Origin of the sequence: Delftia sp. Cs1-4, assembly GCF_000214395.1 — a bacterium.
Taxonomy (GTDB): domain Bacteria; phylum Pseudomonadota; class Gammaproteobacteria; order Burkholderiales; family Burkholderiaceae_C; genus Comamonas; species Comamonas acidovorans.
The window spans coordinates 3,035,789-3,057,101 of record NC_015563.1 but is presented as its reverse complement, the minus strand read 5'-3'; the positions used below and the strand labels follow the sequence as shown (position 1 = coordinate 3,057,101).

Below are 21,313 nucleotides of genomic sequence, written 5' to 3'. Positions count from 1 at the left end.
GGTACGATGCATCCAAAGCTGGTCGTGACAGCAAACTGATGGTTCAACTGAAACCGGAGACCCTATGGCCAAAACATCCGTCAAAGAACAGCTCGCCGCCTCGAAGAACGACCTTGTGGAACGCCTCTACGGAACGTTGCCCGATGCAAACGCAGACTCTGAAGCTTGGGGCGATGCATTTTTGGACGCCGAGATTCTGATCGACACTTACATAGAAGCTGTGGAATCTCAGACAACGGAACTGCCAGATCCTCAAGGCCTGGCGTTGGCATGCATCCACCTCCTCTTCACCACGCGCACGCTCACCGAAGAAGACTTGAAGGCCCTCACGCGTCTCAATGCACCGGCTCTGGGTGCCTCGTTGTATGAGCTCGCACCAGTGATTTTTGAAATGAAACGGCGTGCCCTCGCTGGATTGGAGGCCATGGCAAGGACTGAGGCTGAAGCCGAGGCGCGCAAGAAGCGTGCGCTTTCGCCCCTTTCTGACGACGAGATCCCCTTCTAGCCCAGAAACGATGAGGCCTGCAAGAGGGCGGACTCCCGCTCAGATCTCAAAGGGCTTTCGATCTCGGCCCTCGATCCACCGGGGAGCTCGGCCACGGCCCGTCCAAGTCTCGCCGGTCTTGGGATTGCGGTAACGCGCGTTTGCTGGCGTGTTCAGTGCAAAGAGATCGCAGACCTTGAGATCATGTTGCTTCACCAGAGCCCGTGCTGCATCAATCGCATCGAGCCTCATGGCTCCATAGTACTCAGCGATCTTGGCATCCAATGCAGCTTTCTCCTGCATCAGTGTCTTGTACTTGCGTGACATATGTTCGGGACTCCGGCCAGAAATGTGCACCGTTCCATGTCTGGGCTGCAGACGGAAACTCCCTCCTCCCCGAGCCGGGCTCATCCTGCGGAGGGGCAAACGACGTGCCGAGCTTGAAGCTGCCCCAGAAACGACGAAGCCCGCGCGAGACACCCCCTGGATGGTGCCGCCCGGAGCCTGAATAGAATGGCGGCAATCAGCGGCCTGGCGCCGCGACGACTGGAGGGGAACTTGGCCGCGTCTCAACTGCAACCGAAAAAACTGAACGTTTGGGCTGGGCTGGTCTATTTCCTGCTGTTCATGGACCAGAGGTACATCAAGGCTGCCACCCGAAATTCCATTGAAGTGAGCATTCGTTCGGCCGACTACAAGCGGAAGCACGATGCCGGAAGCTGGCCTTTGAATGAGGACGTTGAGTCCCTCCATGAAACCAATGCTGCTCGACTGAAAAAGATGCGCAAGGAGTTTTGGTCCGCAGCGGCATGGACTCTGCTGATCATCGCCTTTTCCATCGGAGTGCTCACCCTATTGTCGAAGTCTCCATGCGCCGGGCTCACCGCGCCGAAAGTCGTCTCCTCAATCGGCGGGGCGTTAGCGGCATGGGGGACAATTTTCCAGTTGATCCGAGCAGATGCCACATTCAAGGCATCCGAGGCTCATGAATTGATGCGCCCGCCCCTTTTCCTGCTCCTGTTCGTGCCAGGCTCTGTGCTGGCCATCGCCGGCACGCTGGCGTAAACCTCACACGGGCCGCGTCCGCACCTCAGCTGTCCAAGCAGATTGCCCTCGGGGCTGCAACGAGCCCTGATCCGTTGCAGCGATGTGGAGATATTCGCCCTCTCCCAACGCGCGAGCCCGCTGCGATAGCTGCTCGCGCACGTCATTGGATTCAGCGCGGAGCTTGCTGATCACCATCTTGTTCACCTTCAGCTCGCGACAACAGCGGCAGGAAAAATGCATCCACTTTCCATAGTCTTCGAGGTAGGCAGTGCACTGGAGGTTGCATAAGGGGCACGGGGCTTGGATGGAGTCTGGCATGGCGGCACCCTGAAGAAATACTGAGCGAAAGAAACTCTGAACCTGTTGTACCGCACCTGTGCCGTCCAAAACGAGATGACGAGGTAGGGGTTGGCCTAGGCTGGGTGGGCATGCTGATTGCCGCCTGTACGGCCTCACAGCCTGGGAGAAGATACATATTGGTACAGGGCAAAACCGCGCGTAGCATCGCTCTCCCTCCCACAAGAAAGCGCATGCCATGTACCACCTCACCTTTGCCTTGCGCGGCATTTCCAGGCCAACTCATGGAAGATGACGAGCCCCCGCAGGGATCAAGCAGCCCGGAAGAGCAACAGGACAGTTGGTCACCGCGCGGATTGCTGAGCCTGCTAATTCTTGGGACGCTGACTGTAGTCGCCGCGATCTGGCTCATCGCGAAACGGCCACACGCTGGACCTTGGCGCACTCTGCCGACTGCTGCCGCGTCCGCAGGCATAGAAATCGCGTTTCCTGATACACAGGGCGACGTTCAATGCCCAAGCAACAGCGGGAACCCGGGCGAGCGAACCTGAGCGCAGGTGAGGCTCAGTACTACACCTCCAACGTCGCCACGTAAAACATGAGGTGCTCCAGAGCTACAGCGTGCGGGTCACGACCTCCCAACGGCGACTCCCTGGCAGAGTCGTCCGGCAAGAAGACCAGAAGCACGTCGTCACAGGCCTCGTAGTCTGCGCTGAACTCGACGCCGTTGTGGGTGAAGACGCATTCGTGCATGCGGGGCATTGTCACAGGTGCGAGCTCGCGGCACCAGCGTCCAGAAACGATGAAGCTCGCGCGGGGCGGTCAAGAAGGCCATGACCATTTGCGTAGCAAAGGCGTGTGGAACGGTCGCCTCGTCATTCATCTCAAAGAGCACAACGGCTCAACTAGCCATACTGTTACAGTGTGCAACCTATAGGACCCCAGCCAGGGGTCGGAAAGAATCGGTCTATCCCTTAGGTCCACCTGGAACAGTCGCATGAAACCGCAACAAAGAACGATCCACTTCTATGATTTAACGCTTAGCTCTTACACGCGAGCAAAACTCAAGAATCCATCGTGCTGCGCAATAGCGGACATACTTTCCAGAATTAAGCCAAAGGGACAAGAAACTCTTGTTTCAAAGCATGTTTCGCTTGAAATCTCCGACTGGAAATACGACGCGAAAAATAAACAGTATTACGCTCTTTTAAATCGGGCTGACTCAAGCGTTTCTGACGTTGCTTTTAAAGACTTCACAACAAAGAAGCGGCGCGCAGGCGGAAAAAGCAAAACTGAGGGCATTGAATACTCTTGCCACGTAATCATAAAGCCGTCAGCAGACAGAAGAAAAGCATTGATGCTTATGACAATGGGCTCTGGAGTTACTTACCAAGCTATTGAAAAGTTCCTCAGAGATATAACTTGGCAACTTAAATCAGACAAATCAAATAATGATTTGTTTTATTTCCCGCATCCGACTGGACTGGACAAGGATGGCAACCCCGAAGTCTACTCAGTAAACTATAAATACGAAACTCACGGGCACATGAGCGCCCTTCTTGATGATGTACTCCGGCAAGGCACATTTCAAGGCATGGAGCTCGTGGCAGATAAGCTGTCAGACTTTGACTCAAGCGGCAATCTACACATAGAGGCTCAGTCTATTCATGTGGTTGCATCCAATGCAAAGACCATCACGGGAGCTTTTATCAAGAACTCAGTTTCTAGATTCAAGAAATCATCCGACGGCTCCGACTATAAACTTGCTCGCATAAGTTACAAAGCACCAGATGGAGCCACAAAAACCAATACATTTGACATCAATAACCTTGACGCCGCATTCACAAGGAAAGAAAATGTCGATTTAGCTATTGAGGTTGATGGGCAGCAAACATCCTTGAATGAAACCATTCTTTCTGCCATGCGAAAACTTATATAGAGAAAATCATGTTGCTCGATCTATTGCGTCCATTCTCGTTTTTAACGATCACGCATCCAACGAGGAAGCCGCTGATTATTAACTGGATTCTGCCAATGATTCTGGCAGCAATAGTTACGAGCCTCGGATTTTTCACATCTGAGAAGATCGATATCTTCGGTTCAAGTGGGTTAATTTCTCGGTTGCTCGGATTTATTCAAAGCCTGCCAGGATTTTATATCGCAGCCTTGGCAGCAATAGCCACGTTCAACAACAAAGACATGTTGAAGCCAATGCCGGGAACGCCGCCGATTGGGACCGTGGTTTATAACGGATATCCAGAGCGTATCCCCATGAATAGACGGCGATTTTTGTCGTCCATGTTTGCTTACCTAACTGTATTAAGTATCGGACTTACTCTGCTTGCAGTGGCATTCTTAACCGTAGCGCCAATTTTGAAAGATGTAGTTTCGCCAGAAAACTGCCAAATTCTGAAGTCTGCCGCAACCTACATTTACATAGTATTTGTTTGCCAGATGGTGTCAGTAACCTTGTGGGGCCTCTACTATCTTGGCGACAGACTACACACACCCGACTCATTGGATTTCTCCCCGCCAGACAGCCAGTCCACACAAATTCCTTAAAGATATGCGCAGCCTTCTTTTGATAGCCCATATGGCATTGGCATTTCCTTGCATGGCCGCGAACATGGCCACGTGCCTGCTGGACAAGCTCCCGGGCACGCAGAACGATGTCGCAGCCCAGGCGGTGTTCCAGGTCTGCAGCGCTGAGCACCCTGGTGGGATTCAGGCCGTGCCCCAGGGAGATGGCCGGGGCATGCTGGGGTTCAAGTCCGGGCCAGAGTGCACAGCGAAGAAGGCAGGCGACACGCGCAGCACCAGGGCAGCGGAGCTCATTGGGGTGGCTTGCCGGAGGCTGTATGACGGCCCCGATTGGGAGCGCGGCGAGCTCTCGCCCCCGAAGAAGTAAGCGCCCTATTGCGGCACCCATTTCTGCCCATCCCAGACGGCCGTCTTCCCGCCCACGCTTGAGACAGTTCCAACGGGCCTGGTTGCAGGACTCGACAGCGGATCACCGCCTCCCTGCCCCATAGGCACCTGCTCCACCTGGCCCGTAGCCCTGTTGTGGCGGATGACGCTGCCCATGGAAGTCGAGCCGTCCAGGTTCTTGGTGGTCGGCGTGACCTTCACATCCCAATCGCTGGGGGTCTGCGCGCCCTCGATGTCCCGCATGTACTGCACCAGGCTGCGGCGCTTGGTCGGGTCTTGTTCCTGGGACACCTGATTGCGTGCCGCCTCCACCAGCCGGTTGGTGCGGTTCGTGTATCCCTGTGTCTCGCGGTCCATGTCCAGGCGCTGCTGGGTCAGCCCGGCCTGCATGCCGGCGCGCTGGTTCTGGCCCTGCTGCTCCATGGCGGCGCGCACCAGGGCATTGCCCTGGCGCATGCCCTCAATCTGCATGGCTGGGTCGGCCTGGCGCAGTGCTGCATCGGTCCCCAGCGCGGCACGGTACCGTTGCATGTCCGGGCTGTTCTCCGCGCCACGGCCGCCGAAGCGCCGCGAGTTGGTGATGGAGCTGGCCGACACCTCGGCATTGCGCAACTCGTTGCGGGATTGCCAGTCGTTGCCACTGTGGCGGATGCCGGCGGCTTGGACCAGAGGATTGCCCAGGGATGACGACAGGCCCGGGGCGATGCCCTGCATCTGCGATCCTGGCGTGGCTCCGCTGGGCAGCGAGTTCATGGTGCCGCCAGGAGGCTTGCCGTTGATGGTGATGTCGCCGCTGATACCAGCGGGTCCGCTGTAGCTGTTGCCGTCGCGCGTGACAGCGCCGCTTGGCGCCATGGGCGTGGCTGCCTGGGCAAGTGCCGGAGCGACGGCCGGCGCGGGAGCTGGAGCCTGGGAGAAGTCGTTCACTGCGGAGAAGTCAGCAGACGGAGCTTGCGGAGGCGCAGTTGGCACGGCAGGAGGCGCCGCAGTGCTGGCCGAAGATGTGCTCGGCGGGGCTGGGGGCCGATACCCGACGCCTGCATATGGACTGGCTGCCTCGGGGGTACTGCCCCCGAATGTCAGCGAGCGCGGATCACTGGCGGCGTTCATCCGCATGGAGCTCGCGTCCAGGCTCTTGGCTGGCTCGAACGAGCGCGGCCCCGTGGCGGCATAGGGTTGCATCATGCCCGGCCGCGTGCCAGCCGTCTCCGGCCTGCGGTAGACGCCGAACGCGGCGCCATGGGTCACATTGGAGGATGCGGGCGCATAGGGCTGTTCGCCGTTCTGGCGCCGCATTGCTTCGACGAGTGGATTGGTAGCCATGAGTATTCCTTGCGGAGTTGCTCATGGCAGTGTGCGGATATGCTCTCGGCGCGTCGAACCCCAGTGGGGGCATGAACAATCAATCAGGGAGGTAACTCATGGCGCCAGGTATTCCGATGTGGCTTGAAGTTCTGAGGGCTGTTGCACCATTACTTGCAGCGGTGCTCGCGGCAGGAGTTGGTGCGTGGGTAACCCATAAATTTGGCCGCATCCAGGAAGGCATCGCTCGGCAACAGGCCGATACAGCTGCGGCCGCTGCCCAGACCGCAAAGAGCAAACTTCGACTTGATCTGTTTGAGCGTCGACTGGATGTCTACAACGCAGCAATGACGGCCATCACGACTACCCTTCAGAACGGGGAATTCTCAGCTAGGGATGAGAGGGAATTTCTCATTGGCATCCAAGGCGCCCGTTGGATCTTCGATGAACGGATTTACCACTACGTGAGGCATGAGCTTTGGGACCTATTGACTGACCTACACATGGCAAATCAGAACTTGAAAGACGCGATCGCGGACAGAAAGTCTTTGGCGGAGGCAAGGGGCGCAGCATTCAGGAAGATCAGGGATCAGCTCCTCCACGCTGACGAAGTGTTTGCACCAGCGCTGCAGCTCTCAGCCTGAAGAGGGGCGCCCCGCCCCTGCTACATTCCCGTAAGGAGGAATCTATGGCAACCCCTGAGCAGAATGCGGCGCGTGAGGCGTTCTCCCGCCTTGGGCCAACTCTTGGCCCCGTCGTCCAGAGCGCAGCAATTGTGTGCGCGGTGCGCGCACTGATCCTGGCACATCCCAATCCTGAGGCAGTGAGAATCTCATACGACCAACTCATCGGCCAATTGATGGCGACACCGGGGATTGTGGATTCTCCCGACCAGATGGTTGTGCTTCGCGATATGACGGCAACCTTATTTCGGCCTCCTGTGCAGCTTGATACAGGAGAGTGATGGCGTCCTGGGTTTGCTGAGCTGGCGAAGGGTTGATGCTCTCTGCTGTCATCTGGTGCTCCTTTGAAAATTTAAGCCAGCGGCCCCGGCACACCCACCTCGCGCGAGCGCACCCACTCTTCATTGCGCCCGCTGGCCTTGCGCCCGAACTCTGCTTCGAACTTGGCCAGGGCCACAGCGGCCTTGGTGTCGTTGTGCATGTCGGTGTCTTCGCGGCCGTAGGCCCGGTAAAGCATCCAGTGCACCAGGGCGAAGTGCAGCTCGGGCCGAATCTCGGGCTTGTCCATGCAGATGCGCATGGGCTTGAGCGGCAGGCGTTGCACGGTCAGGCGCAGTTCACCGTCTGCTGCAGGCCTGGGCCACAGGTGCAGCTTGCCGGTGGTCATGCCGGCCACCAGGCGCTGCGGAACGTCCTGGCGATCTTGGAACTGCCAGCCGGGGTGGTAGCAGTCCATCTCGTCCACCGAGATCTCGCCGACCTCCTGGCCGTCGATGAAGGCGCGCAGGATGCGCACCACCCTGCTGTCCAGGTCCACCGTCTCGGCGCCAGCCAGGAAGGCGATGCGGCACATGGGAGAGACCGAATCGCGCAGAAGCTGGCCACGGCGGCAGGCTTCGACCTGGGCCTCGTTGGCATAGATAGTCAGTAGGTCATCGGTGCAGAAGACATCGGTGTCACCACCGCCGACGGCCCGGCCCTGGTCGAGCGCGTCGGCCCGGTACTGCTTGATCAGGTCGTCGAGGGTCATGGTCGGCCTCAGCGCTGGATCAGCGGGCCTCGGCCAGCACGCCGATCAGCCAGTCCCCGCCGTACGGATTCGCATCGCGCACCACGCTGAAGGGAAAGCGCAGGCTGTGCATGGGGTGCAGATGGTTCATTGCCTCACCCAGGCGCTCGTCCAGGGTCTGGCCGAAGTCGGTGCGCTTGGCACGGGCCAGCACCTCGATGTACTTGCGCTTGACCGGGATAGGCCGGCCGCGCGGGATGAACTGGTTCACGCCGTTGACGCCGACCTGTACGAGCTTGGGGTCGTCGGGGTCCTGCGACGGGTTGACCACGATGGTGACCATCTCGTTCATGAAGGCCTCCATCTCCAGAGCGCCGATGGGCAGGGGCTTGTCCACCACGTCGATGCCGCCGTGGCCGCCGATTTCACCCAGCGTGCGCGTGTCCTCGGGGCCCAGGTACTCGGCGCCGGCGTCAATTTGTCTGCGTGTTGCCATGTGAATGTCTCGTTGAGGTTGGAGAAGGTGGCAGGCGCGGGGCCTGCCACCTGAAAGAACCAACAGCCCGATTCCTCAGGCTGCGGTCTGGCCCTTACAGGGCGGAGACACCAGCCTCCACGACGGCCATCCAGCCCTCGTTCAGCAGCATGCACTGCATGTAGAACTTGGCGCCCACGTAGCCGCGCTGGCCCAGCGGATCGCTCTTGTCCTTCACCCCGGGCGGGATGTAGGTCGGGTCGATGGAGTCGGCGCCACGCAGTGCCAGCTGACCCCAGGCTTCCTCGCCGACCATGATGAACGGGTAGACGTCCACCTTGGCCGTGCCCATCAGGCCGGTGCTGGCCACGTCCGCGCCTGCGGCCAGGTACGGGGCCAGTTCGGGGCTGGTGATGAAGCGGAAGTTCTCGCAGGAGCCGATTTCCTGGGCGTGCACAGGCTTGCGGCTGCCGTAGGCGCTGACGTGCACGAAGCCCTGCAGGTCGCGGATATCGGCCTCGGCGTCCGTGTGCACGAAGACCAGGTAGCTGGCTTCCACGGGCTTGGTGGCGATGTTGATGCTGGGCGCCAGGATGCCGGTCACCCGCTTGGCGTGGTTCGCCTGCAGGTTGCGGCTGACCTTGCGCAGCAGGTTCAGCGTGATCTTGGCCGACACCGTGACGCGGCTGGACGCGGCGGCGCCAGCGTAGAACACGTTGGTGCAGGACTTGATGACGCCGTAGCGGATCATCTCGCGCAGCAGGCCCACGCGCTCACCGCAGTGCTTCTTCATCTCGGCGGGCACGTCATCCTCGTAGGTGTCCACCACCTGGTCGGTGAGCTGGTAGAGGCAGCCGTACTGCTTGATGGTGACGGTGATGTCCTGCGGCACCAGCGTGTCGGCCGTGGGCGTGACGCCTTCGGTCAGCTCGTGGGCTGCAGCATTGACCGCTGGGCGGTTGCGCGTGTTCCAGTCAGTGTTCGCGGCGCCGAACGGCAGGTAGCGGCGATACACGACAGTGCGGCCGTTGTTCTTGGGCAGTGCGCGCTGCAGGCCTGTGATGCCCAGCACTTCCGTGGCCACAGCGTGCGCCAGGATTTCGCCCTTGAGTTTGCCGATCCGCTCCGGTGGCGCGGTGGTCTGAAATTGAGCCATGTTTCTCTCCTTGCGGGCTTACTGCCCAAGCACCGCCTTGAAGGCGGCTTCCATTGCGTCCATTTCGGTAGGCGCGGTCTGGGGGCGCGGCGCGTTGCCGCTGGGCGTCACGGCAGCCTTGAGCCGCTGCTGCCCCTTCGCGGCCTTGTCGGCGGCGGCGGTGCGTGCAGCGGTCCACTGGTCGTACTTGCCGAGGACGGCGCCCAGGCTGTCAGCCGTGCCCGCTTCCGCGAACTCCTGCTGTACCTGTTCTCCCTGTGCGGTGAGCCACAGGTTGAATTCCTGCGAGCCCACCTTGTCGCGCCAGCCTGTGTGCATGCGGTCCAGCACGGCCAGCTCCAGCGCTGCAGGGTGATGCTCGGCCGGGGCTGGGTGCTCGCCACCCGTGGCCACGGGCTGCTGCACGGGAGCCGGCGGGGCTTCCTGGCGTTGTTGCTGGGGCGTGATGCCCAGGGCACGGACGTAGTTGGCAACGTCGGGATAGTCCTTCTCGAACTGCTGCAACTCCGGGGGCAGCTCGGGCGCCGGTGCTGGCGTCGGGGCTGGTGCAGGTGCCGGGGCCTGAATGCGGCTGTTGAGCTCGCCGATCTTGCCGTTGGCCTTGCGCAGTTGCTGTTCGAGGGAATCCACCTTGGCGACGCTGCCCAGCAGGCGCTGCATCTCGCTGCGCTTGTAGCCTTCGAACACCACCGGGTCGTCATCGACTGCTCCCTGCCCCGGCTGGGCTTGCCGCCCCTCGGGAGCAGGCGGAGCGTCAGCGCCGTCCTGTGGTGCATTGCTGGCCTGAGGCGCTGCGGCTGCGGGCGCTGGTGCGGGGGCTTCTGCAGGTGCCGGCGCGGGCGCTGCGCCAGCCTCGGCCGAGGCATCAGAAGATGCTGCGGCGGGGGCCGGCGGCGGCTCCGTTCCGGTCACGCTGGCAAAGGCCTGCTCGAAAGCTGCCCGCTCCTGCGCCTGTTCCTGCTGTTGTTGCGGATCCATGCGTCATGCACTCCTGTGTTTCATGCCAAGGTCAGTAGCTCTCGCCACCAGCGTCGGCGGGTTGTGCCTGGGCTGACGGGGCCAGCGCAAGCAGTTCTTTCCAGGCCGCGATGCGCCCACGCAGTTCGGTGGTGCGCAGCGCGTCCATGGTTGGGCTGTCGTTCTTCTTGCGCAGGGTGTCGATCTGCGCGTTGGCATGGCGCTCGATGGCGCGCCATGTCGGTGAGGTGAAGTCGATGCCCTGTGTCATGGAGGCCAGTGTTCCGGGAAGCCGCGCCTCTGACGAACCCTGGCCGGGGGTCAGCCTCGCGCGCCATCAGCGGCCGGCGTCTCGATGCCCTGGCGCACGCCCAGCAGCGGGCTGTCCGGGCGCAGCGGCGTCAGCGGGGCGGTGTTGTTGGGCATGGCGCCAGGGTCGGGCTGCTGCTGGGGTGTGATCCATCCGCCCTGCGGCACGATGGGTGCGGCGTCCTGGTCCTGGAAACCCACCGACCTGGCCAGACCATCGGCGAGCGTGGCCACGGCCGGATTCATCGAAATGAGCTGGCCGGTCTGCACACCGCTGTACAACGTCTCCATGCCGGTGTTGGTGGCGTCGGCATCGGCCTTGCGGGCCTGGGCGGCCAGCAGCTGCGCCTTGGCCTGTACCGTCGGGTCCTGGCCCTGCTGGGCACGCTGCGCCTTCTGTTGATCCGTGAGTTGGAAGTTGGCCGGGTCCAGGCGCTGGCCCTTGCACAGCTCGGCCGCCAGCTTGGCGGGGTCCAGCTCGTAGATGGGATTGGCCGACACCTGCAGCAGCGTCATCAGGAACTGCTGCTGAGCGTCGCGCTCGACCAAGGCCGAGGAGGCACGCACATCGATCTGGAAGTCGCCCTTGATGCTCTCGTCGTCCGAGTAGGTCATCATCCAGTCGAAATACCGCTGGATGTGCGGCCGGGTCATGTAGTCGTCGAAGCGCTTGGCCAGGCGCCGCAGCACGCTGGTGGCGTTGTTGTTCTGCATCTGCATGCCGCCCAGGGTGTTGGGTGCATCGCCGCGGATGCCCTGCAGCATGGCTGGCATGCCCGTGGTGTCCTCGGCCATCTTCAGGGCGAAGTTGATGATGTTCATCAGCGGGGCCTGCACGCTGGGCACCACGAAGGCATTGAAGGCGGCGCGCACGTCGGAGGCGTCCGCATCGGCTTCGGCGCGCCAGACCTTGCCGGGACGCAGCCCATAGTTGCCGTCCTGGGGTGTGATCCCGTTGCCGATGATCACCTGCGGCGAGGCCGACAGGCCGGCGTTGTCCATCATGGCGCGGGCCGATCCATTGAGCATGCGCTGCGCCGTGCGGACCTGGCGGCTGATGCCGACACCCCAGGGCATGCCAGGGCGACGCTGCCAGGCCAGCACGTCATAGGGGAACTCACCATCTTCCTGGGGGCTGAGCACGACCTTGACCAGGCGGTCATTGATCATCACCGCCATGGTCGGCACGCGGTCCTCGTCGCCCTCCTCCATCTCCACACCCAGGCGCGCCAGGTGCTCACGGGCGCAGTGGCCGTAGAAGATCCACATCTCGAACTCGTCCTCGCCCGGCCGGTAGACGGCCTCGGTGCCCTCGCGGGTGCGAGCCGGGCCTTCGCGCAGCGCGGCCAGCAGCTCGGCAGTCTCATAGCTGGGATCGGCCGCCATCTCCTTGATCTGGCGCCGGCCGATGTGCTCGCGCTCCCAGGTGTAGCTGCCGTTATGGAGGTTCTCTCCGCAGGCTGGGTCAGGGAAGAAGTTCCAGACGTCGATGCGCTTGGAGCCGGGCTTGATCTCGTCCACCTTGATGAACTCGGTCAGGCCCGTGGCCAGGTCTTTCCGGGTCATGCGCGCCGTGCGGGTGATGGGGAATGGCCCCTTGAGCACGCCGGAGCCGATGCGTGCGGAGTCCTCGATGACCTGGCGCACCTCGCCATGCCAGTTGCTTTCCACCAGCGGGTCCTCGATGGCCTGCTGCATGCGCTCGGCGGCTTCCTTGGCTTGTCCTGCCTGGGCGGCCATCTGCGCGTGCACGGCGGCGGGGTCCGTGGCGCCCATGGCCTGGGCCAGCATGGTCAGCTGTGGCCCGCTCAGGCGTGGCAGCGGTGTCGGCTTGATCTCCCAGGCCCTGTCATCTGTGGGCAGCAGCATGTCCGCCACGCGGGCGCTGGCCGCATCGGTGTAGGGGCGCGTGATGTTCAGGAACACCACCGACCGGGCCGGGCCCTGCTGCTTGGGCTGGCCGCCGATGATGGCCGCCTTGCGGCTGCGGTACAGCTGGTTGGCGTTCTGGAAATTGCGGTTGGCGTCGTCGATGCCCTGGTAGTGCTCTTCGTCCTCGGTCCACTCCTCCTCGATGCCCGAGCCGGCACGGCCGGCAATGGCCTCGCGGCGCTTGGACAGGAGCGTCAGGACGAACTCGGCGCGCAGGTCGCGCTGAGGCTCGCCGCTGTCGTCGTGCTGCTGGGCCAGCAGGCCCCCATGGTTGGTGGTGGCTTGCATGTCAGTACCCTATCTCGTTGTCCAGTGGCTGCCAGCCGCCGCCCCGAGGAGCGACGGGCCGCTGCTGCTGTGAGCGCAGCATGTGCTCGGCCGATTGAGCGATGTAGCGGAAGTTGTCGGCGCCGTGGCTGTACTGGTCGTGCAGCGGTCCCATGGCCTCGCCGGTCTTGGTGCTGACGTGGCGCTGATACCGCTTCAGGCACTCCAGCAGGCGCGCCGTCTTCGCCGCGTCGAAGTAGCAGCGCGGGAACAGCATGCGGGCGGCCTTGATGCCCTCTTCCACGTCCAGCGCGGCCAGGCACACCACCTGGCGGCGCCCCAGCTCGCGCAGCAGCATCTCGGCGTTCTTGCCGGTCTGCGGGTTCTTGGTCTTGCCGTCGTGCGGCAGGTAGTCGATGCCCCAGCGATACGGGCGCTTCTCCAGTTGGGTCACATACCAGTCATAGGTGTGGTGGCTGTCTTCCAGGTAGTCGATGACACGCACGTCCTGCGGACCGACCTGCACCATGGTGATGGTCATGGCGTCATTCCAGCCCAGGTCCCAGACCGTGTGCACGGGCAGGCGCGGGTCGTAGGGGACGCGGCAGGCCCGGCCGTCGGCATACAGGTGTTCCACCTCGTGGCGGTAGATGGCGCCGGCCGCCACCTTGCGGGCCTTGCCCTCCCAGATGTGCTCGTAGTCGTCCTTGAGCATGGAGCGCTTGGCCTTCTGGCGCTCGTCTTCCAGCACCACAGGAAACCAGGGGTTGTCGCGCCAGTTGATCTGGCAGACCCACGTGTCCGGGCTGGGCGTGGCGATGAACCGCTGGTAGGTCTCGTCCGTCTCCATGTCCGGGTTCAGGGTCAGCCAGATCTCGGAGCCTTCCTTGCGGATGGTCGGGATCAGCACGTCCCAGGACTTCTTGCTGACGCCGTGGGCCTCTTCCACCCAGACGATGTCCACGCCCTCGAAGGACTTGATGGTGTCCACCGTGTGGGACTGCAGGCCCGAGAACAGGAATAGCGAGCCGTTGATGCCCCGGATCTCGGAGTCCAGCACCTCGAAGAAGGCTTCCAGGCCCAGGCGCGAGATGGTGTCCTTCAGCAGGCGATGCACCGAGTCCTTCATGGACCGCTGGATCTCGCGGGCGCACAGCACGCGCAGCGGCCGATCGGCGGCCATGGCCAGGAGGACGGCAGCGACAGCCCAGGACTTGCCGCCGCCACGGCCACCGTGCATGACCTTGTAGCGCCGGGGCGAGAACAGGGGCTGCAGCTTCTCGGCCAGCTGCAGCTTGGTGAATGGGAGTTCTGCGGGCGCGTTCATGCGTCGTCGTCCTCCCGCGCAGCCGGCCGCACGAACTCCACAGCGATGCGGGCCACGCCGCCCTCGCCCGGCCCAGCGCCCACGGGATCAACCTTGTCCATGCCGAAGGCAGTGCGCTCCATGTCCACCACGATGCGCAGGCTCTCGGCCAGCACCTTCAGGGTCTTGGAGCGTTCCGGCAGGCTGATGACGGCATCCAGCAGCTCGCCGTAGCGGTCGCGGCCGGGCTTCTCGCCAGGAGCCACGACGGCAGCGGCCAACTCCTGCAGCTTCGCCAAGGTGGCCGGGTCGGTCTGCTGCTCCAGCTCGTCCATGAGCCTGTTGGTGAGCTCGCGAACACGGCGCGCGTCCTTGCGATGGCCCAGCCGAACGTCAGCCACAGCCTGGGCATTGCCGTCGATGACAGCCCGTTCCCGGACTTTGGTATCCGCGGATACCTGGCTGGATACCGCCGCCCTGGATACCAGCGCATCGGCCTTGGCCTGGATCTTCTGGGACAGGTCGCGCTCCCATCCATCCCGCTTGGCGCGCTTGTTGATGGCGCCGTGGGTGATGCCGTTCTCGTCGGCGATCTGGCGGAGGGTCTTGATGCCGGCCCGGTAGTCCAGCTCGATGCGCTCCCAGTCAGGGGAGCGGGTGCCGGGGGCTGCGCCCCCTGCGTTGGGGGCTTGATCGGGAACTGCGGGATTGGAAGACATGCCCGGAGTCTCCCGGGCGCGTGTCATTTAGGCGAACCCTGGCCGGGGGCTACTGGACTCTCTCATACAATGCCGTTGAAACACTTACTTACTTCACTTAAAGAGGAAGCCAATGAACGTTTTTCTCAGTTGGTCGGGCGAACGCAGTCGCCTTGTTGCAGAAGCACTCAAACCATGGCTGAAATGTGTTCTCCAAACGACAACTCCTTGGATCTCGACAACAGACATTGATCGCGGTTCGATATGGATGAATGAAATTGGCAATAAGCTGCAAGATAGCACGATTGGCATAATTTGCCTTACAGCCGAAAATCAGAAAAACCCTTGGATTTTATTTGAATCTGGCGCCCTTGCCAAAGGATTGGCATCGAATAGAGTTTGCACATTACTTATTGATTTACAACCTAGCAATATCAGCGGCCCTCTAGCTCAATTCAATCACACGCCTTTTGACCGAGATAACATGCTGAAATTAATATTCGGCATTAACTCCAAGCTTTCTATACCAGTTGATCCAGAGACTTTGAATACAACTTTTGACGCGTTCTGGCCCACGATTCAAAAGGACATAGAAGGAATCCTCCAAAGAACGAAGGATGCGCCCCCAATAGCCCCACCCACCGAGGGCGACATGCTAAAAGATATTGCAACCAGCCTCGGAATTCTAATGAGCAGAATGGGTGGGCTTGAAAACAAACTTCAAAGCATTCAACCATCAAGAAGTGCCTGGCACTCTGAAATTGATAACGAAGAAATGGATTTACTTATTCAAAAGCGACGAGCTGAAATTGCAGCACAAGAAGCTGCAATAAAAATGGAACAAGAGGTAATTAGGCAAGAGGATATAATTCAACGAGCGCAACAAGCAGCGAATCGGATAAGTCTTGCGGAGGAACATGCAAGAAGAGCGGCACGTTTAACTTCAGCATTGCCCCCACGCAAAAAGTAGCCACTTACCTCACTGCATTGTAAATCCGTGTTGCAACGACTCTTTGGCGTCTTCCACATCAAATCATCAAGGCCATCTGCAGGCTGTGTCCCTTCAGCGCCTTGACCTCTCCTTCCAGTTCCTTTATCCGCGCGGCCATCTCGCGGCGCTGGGCGGCCACCTGGAGCTGAAGGTCTTGGGCCAGCAGGCCGACGTCGTGCTGCAGCTGCAGGTTGCTGTGCTGCATGGCGTTGCCCTGGAGGCGGATGGCGATGTTGCGCAGTTCGCGGGGCCAGACCCGCAGTTCCTGGTCGCCGATCTCGATCAGCGTCATGCCGTCTTCCAGGTCGGTGATGGACACCGGGCGCGGCGCCCCTGGGCCCTTCACCAGCTCATACACACCATCGGTGGTCCGCCGCAGGGTGCCCTCGACGTCGATCATCCGGCTGACGTGGTCGTCGATGATGTGATAGCTCTTGCCGGTCAGGTCCATGAGCCGCTGGCGGGTGATGTTCTGGCCGAGATGCGCCATCTCCAGGATGTGATCCCAGATGATTTCGCGTGTGGTGCGTTCGTCGTGCTGTGGCGTGGTGGTGGTCATGGCGTTCTCCCGGTAAACTGCGATTGCTCAGGTCACAGGACCGGGATCGCCCGCCTCGCGCGGGCTTTCCTTTATCCGGGCCGGATCTGCCGAAACTTCAACATCTCATTCATCGACCAGTGCGCGGCCTCCACGGCGATGCCGTTGCGGTCGATCTCCAGCAACTGGTCGAACACCTGGGCAGCTTGCAGCGCGATTTCCAGCTCAGGCTGCGTCAGCTGCACCTTCCCCCAGCGTGCCCAGCGGGCGCACACCGGCTCGTACAGCTCCAGCTGCGCGTTGACGGCCTGGGCGGCCTCCTCGGTCAAAGGCTCGCCATCCTGCTGGAGCAGCCACATCATTCGGCTGTAGGTTGTGCCGGTCTCCATCCAATCGAGAAGAACCGCAAAAGTGGCGCCGCCCTGGGCGATGGTCTGCAAAAGGTCGTGGTGCACGAGCTTGGCTTCGAGCTTTGTGGACTCGGCCAGCTTCGGCCGCCAGAACTTGGGCAACTGCGCGGGCGCACGATGTTGGTGGTGGCGCTTCATGGCTGGTCTTCCCACGGTTTGAACACCACGCCGGCCTCGGTGCCGAAGGCATAGAGCCATTCGACGAATCCCTTGGCCAGCTTGTTCGAGAACTTCTTCGTGGGCACGCCCAGCATCACGACCTCCCCGCGCAGGCCACGGCCCATCCGCATCTCGCCCAGGCGCACCCACTCGTCGCGGAACTGCACATCGTCCAGCGTGTCCACGCGGAATGCGCTGATCAGGATGCGCTTGGCGTCCTCCACGTTGGCCAGGTCGCCCCCCAGCTGCTGGCTGATTTGGCGGATCTGGCCGTGGAAGTGCCGGCTGTGGCGCTCCTCCCGGCACTCAGGCCGGATCTCCAGCACCAGGCGCTTTCCCTCGCGCAGCCAGCCTTTGACCTGCCGCCACGCGCCGTTGACGGCGATATGCCCCTGCTCGGGCGTCTTGAGCAGGACGGTCAGGTGCTCGGTCATGCCATCGCTCCCAGCAGGTCACCCTGCTCTGCTGCGGGCTGCTGCACGCCCACCGGCTTGATGGTCACGACCACGCCGGGCGCGGCCGCGTAGCGCTTGGTCTTCACGACATCCACCACCTGCACGTCGTCCTTCCAGACCACGCCGTTGATGGCGTCGTAGACGGCCTTCTCGATGTTGTCGATGTCCGGCTTGGTCGTTGGGCGGATGGCGCCGGCCAGGGCCTGCTGCTGCTTCTTGCGGGACCAGCTGGCCGGCACCTGGCAGTTGATGAGCAGGTGAACGTCCATGGCGCCCTCCAGCAGCGCGCGGCCGGCCATGGCGATGCTGGCGGCGTGTGCCACCAAGCCCTCGTAGTTCACGGTCTTGGCGGGGGTGAACATGCGGGCGTGCTGGCCCACCTTGCCGATGCGTGGGCGGCCCTTGCCGACGGGTTGGCCGGGAACGGTAAAGGTGATCATGGTGGTCTCTTTCACTCGAAGTCGGCCGAACGGCCAGGGGTGGTGCTCGGCTTCTCGCCGTTCCAGTTCTCGAAGCGGACCAGGTGGCCCACGTACCGGAGATTCAGATCGCCCGTGGCGCCGCCGCGCTGCTTGGCCACGCGCAGGCTGGCGTAGTACCGCCAGGCATCGCCCAGGCTGGGCTTGAGGTGGATGGGGCGGTGGGGGAAGAGGATGATGTCGGCGTCCTGCTCGATCTCGCCGCAGTCGCGCAGGTCGGACATCATGGGCATCTGGTCCACACGCTTTTCGACCTCCCGGTTCAACTGGACCAGCAGCAGCACGGTGATGCCCAGCTCCTTGGCCAGCTTCTTGAGGTTGCGCGTGACCTCACCCAGTTGCGCGGTGCGCGTGTCCTTGGGGTTCGTGCCCTCCATCAGGCCCAGGTAGTCCACGATCAGCAGGCGCAGGCCGTGCCGGCGCTTCAGGGCGCGGGCCTTGGTGCGCAGCGTGTTGATGTTCAGGCCGGTGCGGTCGTTGACGTAGAACGGGCGCTGGCGGATGCACTCCCCTGCCCTGCACACGGCCGCGTAGTCGCTGTCGGTCATGCGGCCCTTGGGCTGCCGGATGATGCTCATCGACACCTCGGACTCCATTGCGATGCGGCGCTCGTACAGCGCTGCGCACGACATCTCCAGGGAGAACATGGCGACCGTCTGGCCCAGCTTCGCGGCGTGCTCGCCGATGGCCAAGGCCAGCGCGGTCTTGCCCATGGACGGGCGCGCGCCGATGACAACGAGGTCGCCCGGCCGCGTGCCGCCGTCGAGGATGCGGTCCAGGTCGCGCAGGCCTGTGGGCAGGAAAGGCTCTTCGATGCCGACGCTGCGCTGGTCCAGGTCCTGCAGGAACGACACGACGCCTGCGTCTGCGCCGATCCACTCGTCGCCCGGGCCATCGGAGGCCAGGCCCGCCAGCTGCGCCGACACCTGCTCAATGCGGTCGCCGATGGGCAGAGCATGGTCGCGCGCCAGCTCGCGGGCCTTGTCCACCACGCCCAGCAGCTGCCGGCTCAGCGCACGCTCCCGGACGATTTCGGCGTAGCGGCGGGCAGACGAGCCGTTGATGCTCCCGGCGTTGAACAAGGCCGTGAGGTAGCCCAGATCGACCTGGCCGCCCAGCTGCTCGTGCACCGTGATCGGGTCCACAGCCTTGGCGGCCACGGCCAGCGCCGCGATGGCGCCGTAGATCGCACCGTGGGTCTCGTCGGCGAAGTCCGCAGGCTGCAGGATGTCGCCCACCACGTCGTACAGGCCGCTGCTCAGCAGCAGGGAGCCCAGGACAGCGTGCTCAGCCTCGTAGCTGGCCAGCGGCATCGCGGTGGCGCCGTCGAAAACTTCGTCCAGAGGGGGCATGGAGCGGGCGTTCATGCTGTGGTCCTTGTTTTTTCGATGACGTGCTTCATGCCCTTGTCGGTCAGCAGGAAGTCCAGGTCGCACTGCCAGCCGGCGTGCTCGGGGCTGCGGAAGCCGCGGCCCATCAGGAAGTCGTTGTCGCGGGCACGGCCGAAGTACTCGCGGAACCAGGTCACAGCTTGGTCAGCGGTCTCGGCACGGGACGTGCCGTCGGATTTCTTGCTCGTCAGGACGAACTTCCAGAGCTTGCCCACGGCTTTGCGGCGGCCATCGTTGAGCAAGCGCACCTTCGGCAGTTCGGGCAGGACTTCGTGGTACAGGTCAACCAGGTCCTGAACCGGGCAGTTCGGCAGTCCTGGCTTGCCAGGTGCGATTTCGCCGGGCTGGTCGTCGGCGCTGCCGACAGAGCCGTAAGGCTCTTTCTTTTCCTGTTCCTGTTCCTGTTCCTGTTCCTGGCTTCGATGGGGCTTCGAAGGGGCTTCTATGCCCCTCTTGTTTTTGAGATGGAAAGCGGACTGGTAGCGGTCGAAGAATGCGGCCAGGAAAGGGTTGTCCTGGAGGGTGTCGTAATCCTTCTGGACGCCGGCTGTGCGCTTGTCGCTCTCCTTGAGTTCGTCAGCGATCTGGAAGGCTGCCATCTCGTGCACCCAGACCATCTCCGACTCGTCGTCGTATGAGCAAAATCCGACATCAGTGCAGTCTTGAAGCCCCTTCGAAGCCCCTTCGATGCCCAATCCGGTTTCGTACGCCATGTACATCAGCGGCTGGAAATACAGGCCCAGCATGTTGGAGTGCGGCGAGGTCATCAGGTACAGCGCGACCAGCGTGGCTTCGGTGCCCTTTTTGCGGATTTCCTTGCCGGTCTTGCCGGTCCAGAACTGAGGACCGACCTTCGAGTAGTCACGCATGGGGAGCACCTCCCAGCGCACGCTCCATCTCGGCCTGGCGCTCGGGCGTGCGCAGCGCGATCAGGGCATACATGGCGCGCTTGGCCTGCTCGGCGCATTGGCGGTGCAGAACCTTGCCGGTGCGCTGGAAGTCCAGCATGTCGGCGTGCAGCAGCAGACCCTGCGCCTGGATGCGCATCTCCAGGGCCTGCTGCTCCAGCGGCATGGATTCGGGGATCTCGGCAAAGTGCACCATCAGGACGGGTTCCGGCGCTGGCCGGCCGTCGATGCGCACCTTGCAGGCTTCGACAAAACGGATGGAGAGATTCATGCCGGCTCCTGGCCCTCGTAGGCGCGGGCGAAGGCTTGGCCAGCGGGTGTCGTGGCCGGCCAAGGGCATGCCTGTTCGATGGGTTGGCCAGCGGCGCGCGCTGCGTGTGCCAGGGCGCGGATGCGGTCGAGGCTGACGACTTCAGACATTGCCGCCCTCCTCGCCCCTGGGAGCCGATGCCACAGCGAAAGGATTCACAGGCACACGCTCGATCGTGATACTGGACTCATGCCAACGCTTCAAAGCCCAGCTGGTCAGGATCTGGCGGATCACATCGCCCCGGCTTGCATCGCTATCGCCGCTGTACAGGACATCGATGTGCGCCTGGATCACGTCCAGCGTGAACTTGCGCACCGAGGCGCGAACTTCCATGAGCTCGACCTCGGGCTGGCTGGCGCGCGGGCGGTAGGAAACGATCTCGAAGGGGTTCTCCGGCGTCAGGCGCAGGTCCATATCGGACTGGCGCCAGCGCAGGTCGGCCCACGGGTCCAGGATTTCGTTGATCACCTGGTTCACGCTGCAGCGGGGCTCGCCTGCGCGCATGCGGATCTGGACCGACGAGTCGAGCATCTGGTAGGTGAACACCGGCAGGTTCATGCGCAGGTTCGTGTATTCCAGGTCTGGGTTGCGGCCCCGGGCGTGTTGAGGTGGCAGGTGGTCGTAGTTCATGTCTTTGTCCTGGCTGTGGTGGTCGTGGAGGACGAGGCCCTGGACGACGAATGGGACGTCAGCCGCAAAGAGCTGGATGCGCTGATGTACGGGCTGGCGCGGCGGCGCGGCAGCGGGCCGGAAGCGAAGGGGTGCCCGCCACCTCCCGGCGCAGAATGGGAGTTCCTACACAACCATTCCCGAGTGGGGCGG

General features: G+C 62.4%; 26 protein-coding genes. 7 read left to right on the top strand and 19 right to left on the bottom strand.

Annotated elements, in window-relative coordinates:
- The first annotated feature begins 64 nt into the window (after positions 1 to 64).
- Positions 65 to 505 carry a hypothetical protein gene (locus tag DELCS14_RS13485; RefSeq protein WP_013802116.1) on the top strand — a complete coding sequence of 147 codons (441 nt, stop codon included), beginning with the start codon at positions 65 to 67 and terminating at the stop codon, positions 503 to 505.
- Positions 506 to 544: 39 nt separating this feature from the next.
- Here DELCS14_RS13485 and DELCS14_RS13480 read toward each other — a convergent pair whose 3' ends face one another.
- On the bottom strand, positions 545 to 811 hold the full coding sequence (locus DELCS14_RS13480) for an H-NS histone family protein (protein ID WP_013802115.1): 267 nt from the start codon (positions 809 to 811) through the stop codon (positions 545 to 547).
- Between the two features lie 186 nt (positions 812 to 997).
- Between DELCS14_RS13480 and DELCS14_RS13475 the strand changes: the two genes are divergently transcribed.
- From DELCS14_RS13475 to DELCS14_RS30490, 3 genes are all read left to right on the top strand, one after another.
- On the top strand, positions 998 to 1,549 hold the full coding sequence (locus DELCS14_RS13475) for a hypothetical protein (protein WP_043796090.1): 552 nt from the start codon (positions 998 to 1,000) through the stop codon (positions 1,547 to 1,549).
- 1,276 nt (positions 1,550 to 2,825) lie between these two features.
- A complete protein-coding gene (locus DELCS14_RS30495; protein WP_013802112.1) occupies positions 2,826 to 3,767 on the top strand; it encodes a hypothetical protein in 942 nt (313 codons plus the stop codon).
- 8 nt (positions 3,768 to 3,775) lie between these two features.
- On the top strand, positions 3,776 to 4,390 hold the full coding sequence (locus DELCS14_RS30490) for a hypothetical protein (RefSeq protein ID WP_013802111.1): 615 nt from the start codon (positions 3,776 to 3,778) through the stop codon (positions 4,388 to 4,390).
- 351 nt (positions 4,391 to 4,741) lie between these two features.
- Here the strand turns inward: DELCS14_RS30490 and DELCS14_RS13460 are convergent, their stop codons facing one another.
- Complete coding sequence (locus tag DELCS14_RS13460) at positions 4,742 to 6,079, bottom strand: hypothetical protein (protein WP_013802109.1); 1,338 nt, start codon at positions 6,077 to 6,079, stop codon at positions 4,742 to 4,744.
- Positions 6,080 to 6,195: 116 nt separating this feature from the next.
- Here DELCS14_RS13460 and DELCS14_RS30485 point away from each other — a divergent pair, with 116 nt between their 5' ends.
- Both DELCS14_RS30485 and DELCS14_RS30480 read left to right on the top strand, forming a co-directional pair.
- Positions 6,196 to 6,702, top strand: coding sequence for a hypothetical protein (locus tag DELCS14_RS30485; protein ID WP_157158265.1), 507 nt, complete (start codon positions 6,196 to 6,198; stop codon positions 6,700 to 6,702).
- Between the two features lie 44 nt (positions 6,703 to 6,746).
- Positions 6,747 to 7,022: a hypothetical protein gene (locus DELCS14_RS30480; protein WP_013802108.1), complete on the top strand. Its 276-nt coding sequence runs from the start codon at positions 6,747 to 6,749 to the stop codon at positions 7,020 to 7,022.
- A 71-nt stretch (positions 7,023 to 7,093) separates the two neighbouring features.
- On the opposite strand, the gene DELCS14_RS13450 is transcribed toward DELCS14_RS30480, so the two are convergent.
- The 8 genes from DELCS14_RS13450 to DELCS14_RS13415 all read right to left on the bottom strand — a co-directional run bounded on the left by DELCS14_RS13450 (position 7,094) and on the right by DELCS14_RS13415 (position 14,871).
- Positions 7,094 to 7,771: a DUF6682 family protein gene (locus tag DELCS14_RS13450; protein WP_013802107.1), complete on the bottom strand. Its 678-nt coding sequence runs from the start codon at positions 7,769 to 7,771 to the stop codon at positions 7,094 to 7,096.
- 19 nt (positions 7,772 to 7,790) lie between these two features.
- Complete coding sequence (locus DELCS14_RS13445) at positions 7,791 to 8,246, bottom strand: hypothetical protein (RefSeq protein ID WP_013802106.1); 456 nt, start codon at positions 8,244 to 8,246, stop codon at positions 7,791 to 7,793.
- 94 nt (positions 8,247 to 8,340) lie between these two features.
- On the bottom strand, positions 8,341 to 9,381 hold the full coding sequence (locus DELCS14_RS13440) for a N4-gp56 family major capsid protein (RefSeq protein WP_013802105.1): 1,041 nt from the start codon (positions 9,379 to 9,381) through the stop codon (positions 8,341 to 8,343).
- Positions 9,382 to 9,399: 18 nt separating this feature from the next.
- Positions 9,400 to 10,359: a hypothetical protein gene (locus DELCS14_RS13435; protein WP_013802104.1), complete on the bottom strand. Its 960-nt coding sequence runs from the start codon at positions 10,357 to 10,359 to the stop codon at positions 9,400 to 9,402.
- A 31-nt stretch (positions 10,360 to 10,390) separates the two neighbouring features.
- The gene (locus tag DELCS14_RS13430; RefSeq protein WP_013802103.1) at positions 10,391 to 10,609 is read right to left on the bottom strand and encodes a hypothetical protein; all 219 of its coding nucleotides are present in this window, start codon (positions 10,607 to 10,609) and stop codon (positions 10,391 to 10,393) included.
- A 50-nt stretch (positions 10,610 to 10,659) separates the two neighbouring features.
- A complete protein-coding gene (locus DELCS14_RS13425; protein ID WP_013802102.1) occupies positions 10,660 to 12,867 on the bottom strand; it encodes a hypothetical protein in 2,208 nt (735 codons plus the stop codon).
- A gap of 1 nt (position 12,868) precedes the next feature.
- A complete protein-coding gene (locus DELCS14_RS13420) occupies positions 12,869 to 14,173 on the bottom strand; it encodes a PBSX family phage terminase large subunit (RefSeq protein WP_013802101.1) in 1,305 nt (434 codons plus the stop codon).
- A complete protein-coding gene (locus tag DELCS14_RS13415; RefSeq protein ID WP_013802100.1) occupies positions 14,170 to 14,871 on the bottom strand; it encodes a hypothetical protein in 702 nt (233 codons plus the stop codon). Before DELCS14_RS13415 ends, DELCS14_RS13420 begins: the two co-directional genes overlap by 4 nt.
- Before the next feature lie 112 nt (positions 14,872 to 14,983).
- On the opposite strand from DELCS14_RS13415, the gene DELCS14_RS29885 reads away from it, so the two are divergent.
- A complete protein-coding gene (locus DELCS14_RS29885) occupies positions 14,984 to 15,820 on the top strand; it encodes a TIR domain-containing protein (protein ID WP_013802099.1) in 837 nt (278 codons plus the stop codon).
- Between the two features lie 58 nt (positions 15,821 to 15,878).
- Here the strand turns inward: DELCS14_RS29885 and DELCS14_RS13410 are convergent, their stop codons facing one another.
- From DELCS14_RS13410 to DELCS14_RS13375, 9 genes are all read right to left on the bottom strand, one after another.
- Positions 15,879 to 16,400 (bottom strand): hypothetical protein, encoded by a 522-nt coding sequence (locus tag DELCS14_RS13410; protein WP_013802098.1) that lies wholly within the window; start codon positions 16,398 to 16,400, stop codon positions 15,879 to 15,881.
- Between the two features lie 71 nt (positions 16,401 to 16,471).
- Positions 16,472 to 16,927 (bottom strand): hypothetical protein, encoded by a 456-nt coding sequence (locus DELCS14_RS13405; RefSeq protein WP_013802097.1) that lies wholly within the window; start codon positions 16,925 to 16,927, stop codon positions 16,472 to 16,474.
- Positions 16,924 to 17,382 (bottom strand): recombination protein NinB, encoded by a 459-nt coding sequence (locus DELCS14_RS13400; protein WP_013802096.1) that lies wholly within the window; start codon positions 17,380 to 17,382, stop codon positions 16,924 to 16,926. The genes DELCS14_RS13405 and DELCS14_RS13400 overlap by 4 nt, the downstream gene beginning before the upstream one ends.
- Positions 17,379 to 17,843, bottom strand: coding sequence for a RusA family crossover junction endodeoxyribonuclease (locus DELCS14_RS13395; RefSeq protein WP_013802095.1), 465 nt, complete (start codon positions 17,841 to 17,843; stop codon positions 17,379 to 17,381). The genes DELCS14_RS13400 and DELCS14_RS13395 overlap by 4 nt, the downstream gene beginning before the upstream one ends.
- A gap of 11 nt (positions 17,844 to 17,854) precedes the next feature.
- Positions 17,855 to 19,249 (bottom strand): DnaB-like helicase C-terminal domain-containing protein, encoded by a 1,395-nt coding sequence (locus DELCS14_RS13390; protein WP_013802094.1) that lies wholly within the window; start codon positions 19,247 to 19,249, stop codon positions 17,855 to 17,857.
- Positions 19,246 to 20,142, bottom strand: coding sequence for a hypothetical protein (locus DELCS14_RS31080; RefSeq protein WP_013802093.1), 897 nt, complete (start codon positions 20,140 to 20,142; stop codon positions 19,246 to 19,248). The genes DELCS14_RS13390 and DELCS14_RS31080 overlap by 4 nt, the downstream gene beginning before the upstream one ends.
- Complete coding sequence (locus DELCS14_RS13380) at positions 20,135 to 20,452, bottom strand: hypothetical protein (protein ID WP_013802092.1); 318 nt, start codon at positions 20,450 to 20,452, stop codon at positions 20,135 to 20,137. Before DELCS14_RS13380 ends, DELCS14_RS31080 begins: the two co-directional genes overlap by 8 nt.
- Positions 20,449 to 20,601, bottom strand: a complete 153-nt coding sequence (locus DELCS14_RS30975) for a hypothetical protein (protein ID WP_013802091.1) — start codon at positions 20,599 to 20,601, stop codon at positions 20,449 to 20,451. The genes DELCS14_RS13380 and DELCS14_RS30975 overlap by 4 nt, the downstream gene beginning before the upstream one ends.
- Positions 20,594 to 21,121 (bottom strand): hypothetical protein, encoded by a 528-nt coding sequence (locus DELCS14_RS13375; protein WP_013802090.1) that lies wholly within the window; start codon positions 21,119 to 21,121, stop codon positions 20,594 to 20,596. The genes DELCS14_RS30975 and DELCS14_RS13375 overlap by 8 nt, the downstream gene beginning before the upstream one ends.
- Positions 21,122 to 21,313: the final 192 nt, after the last annotated feature.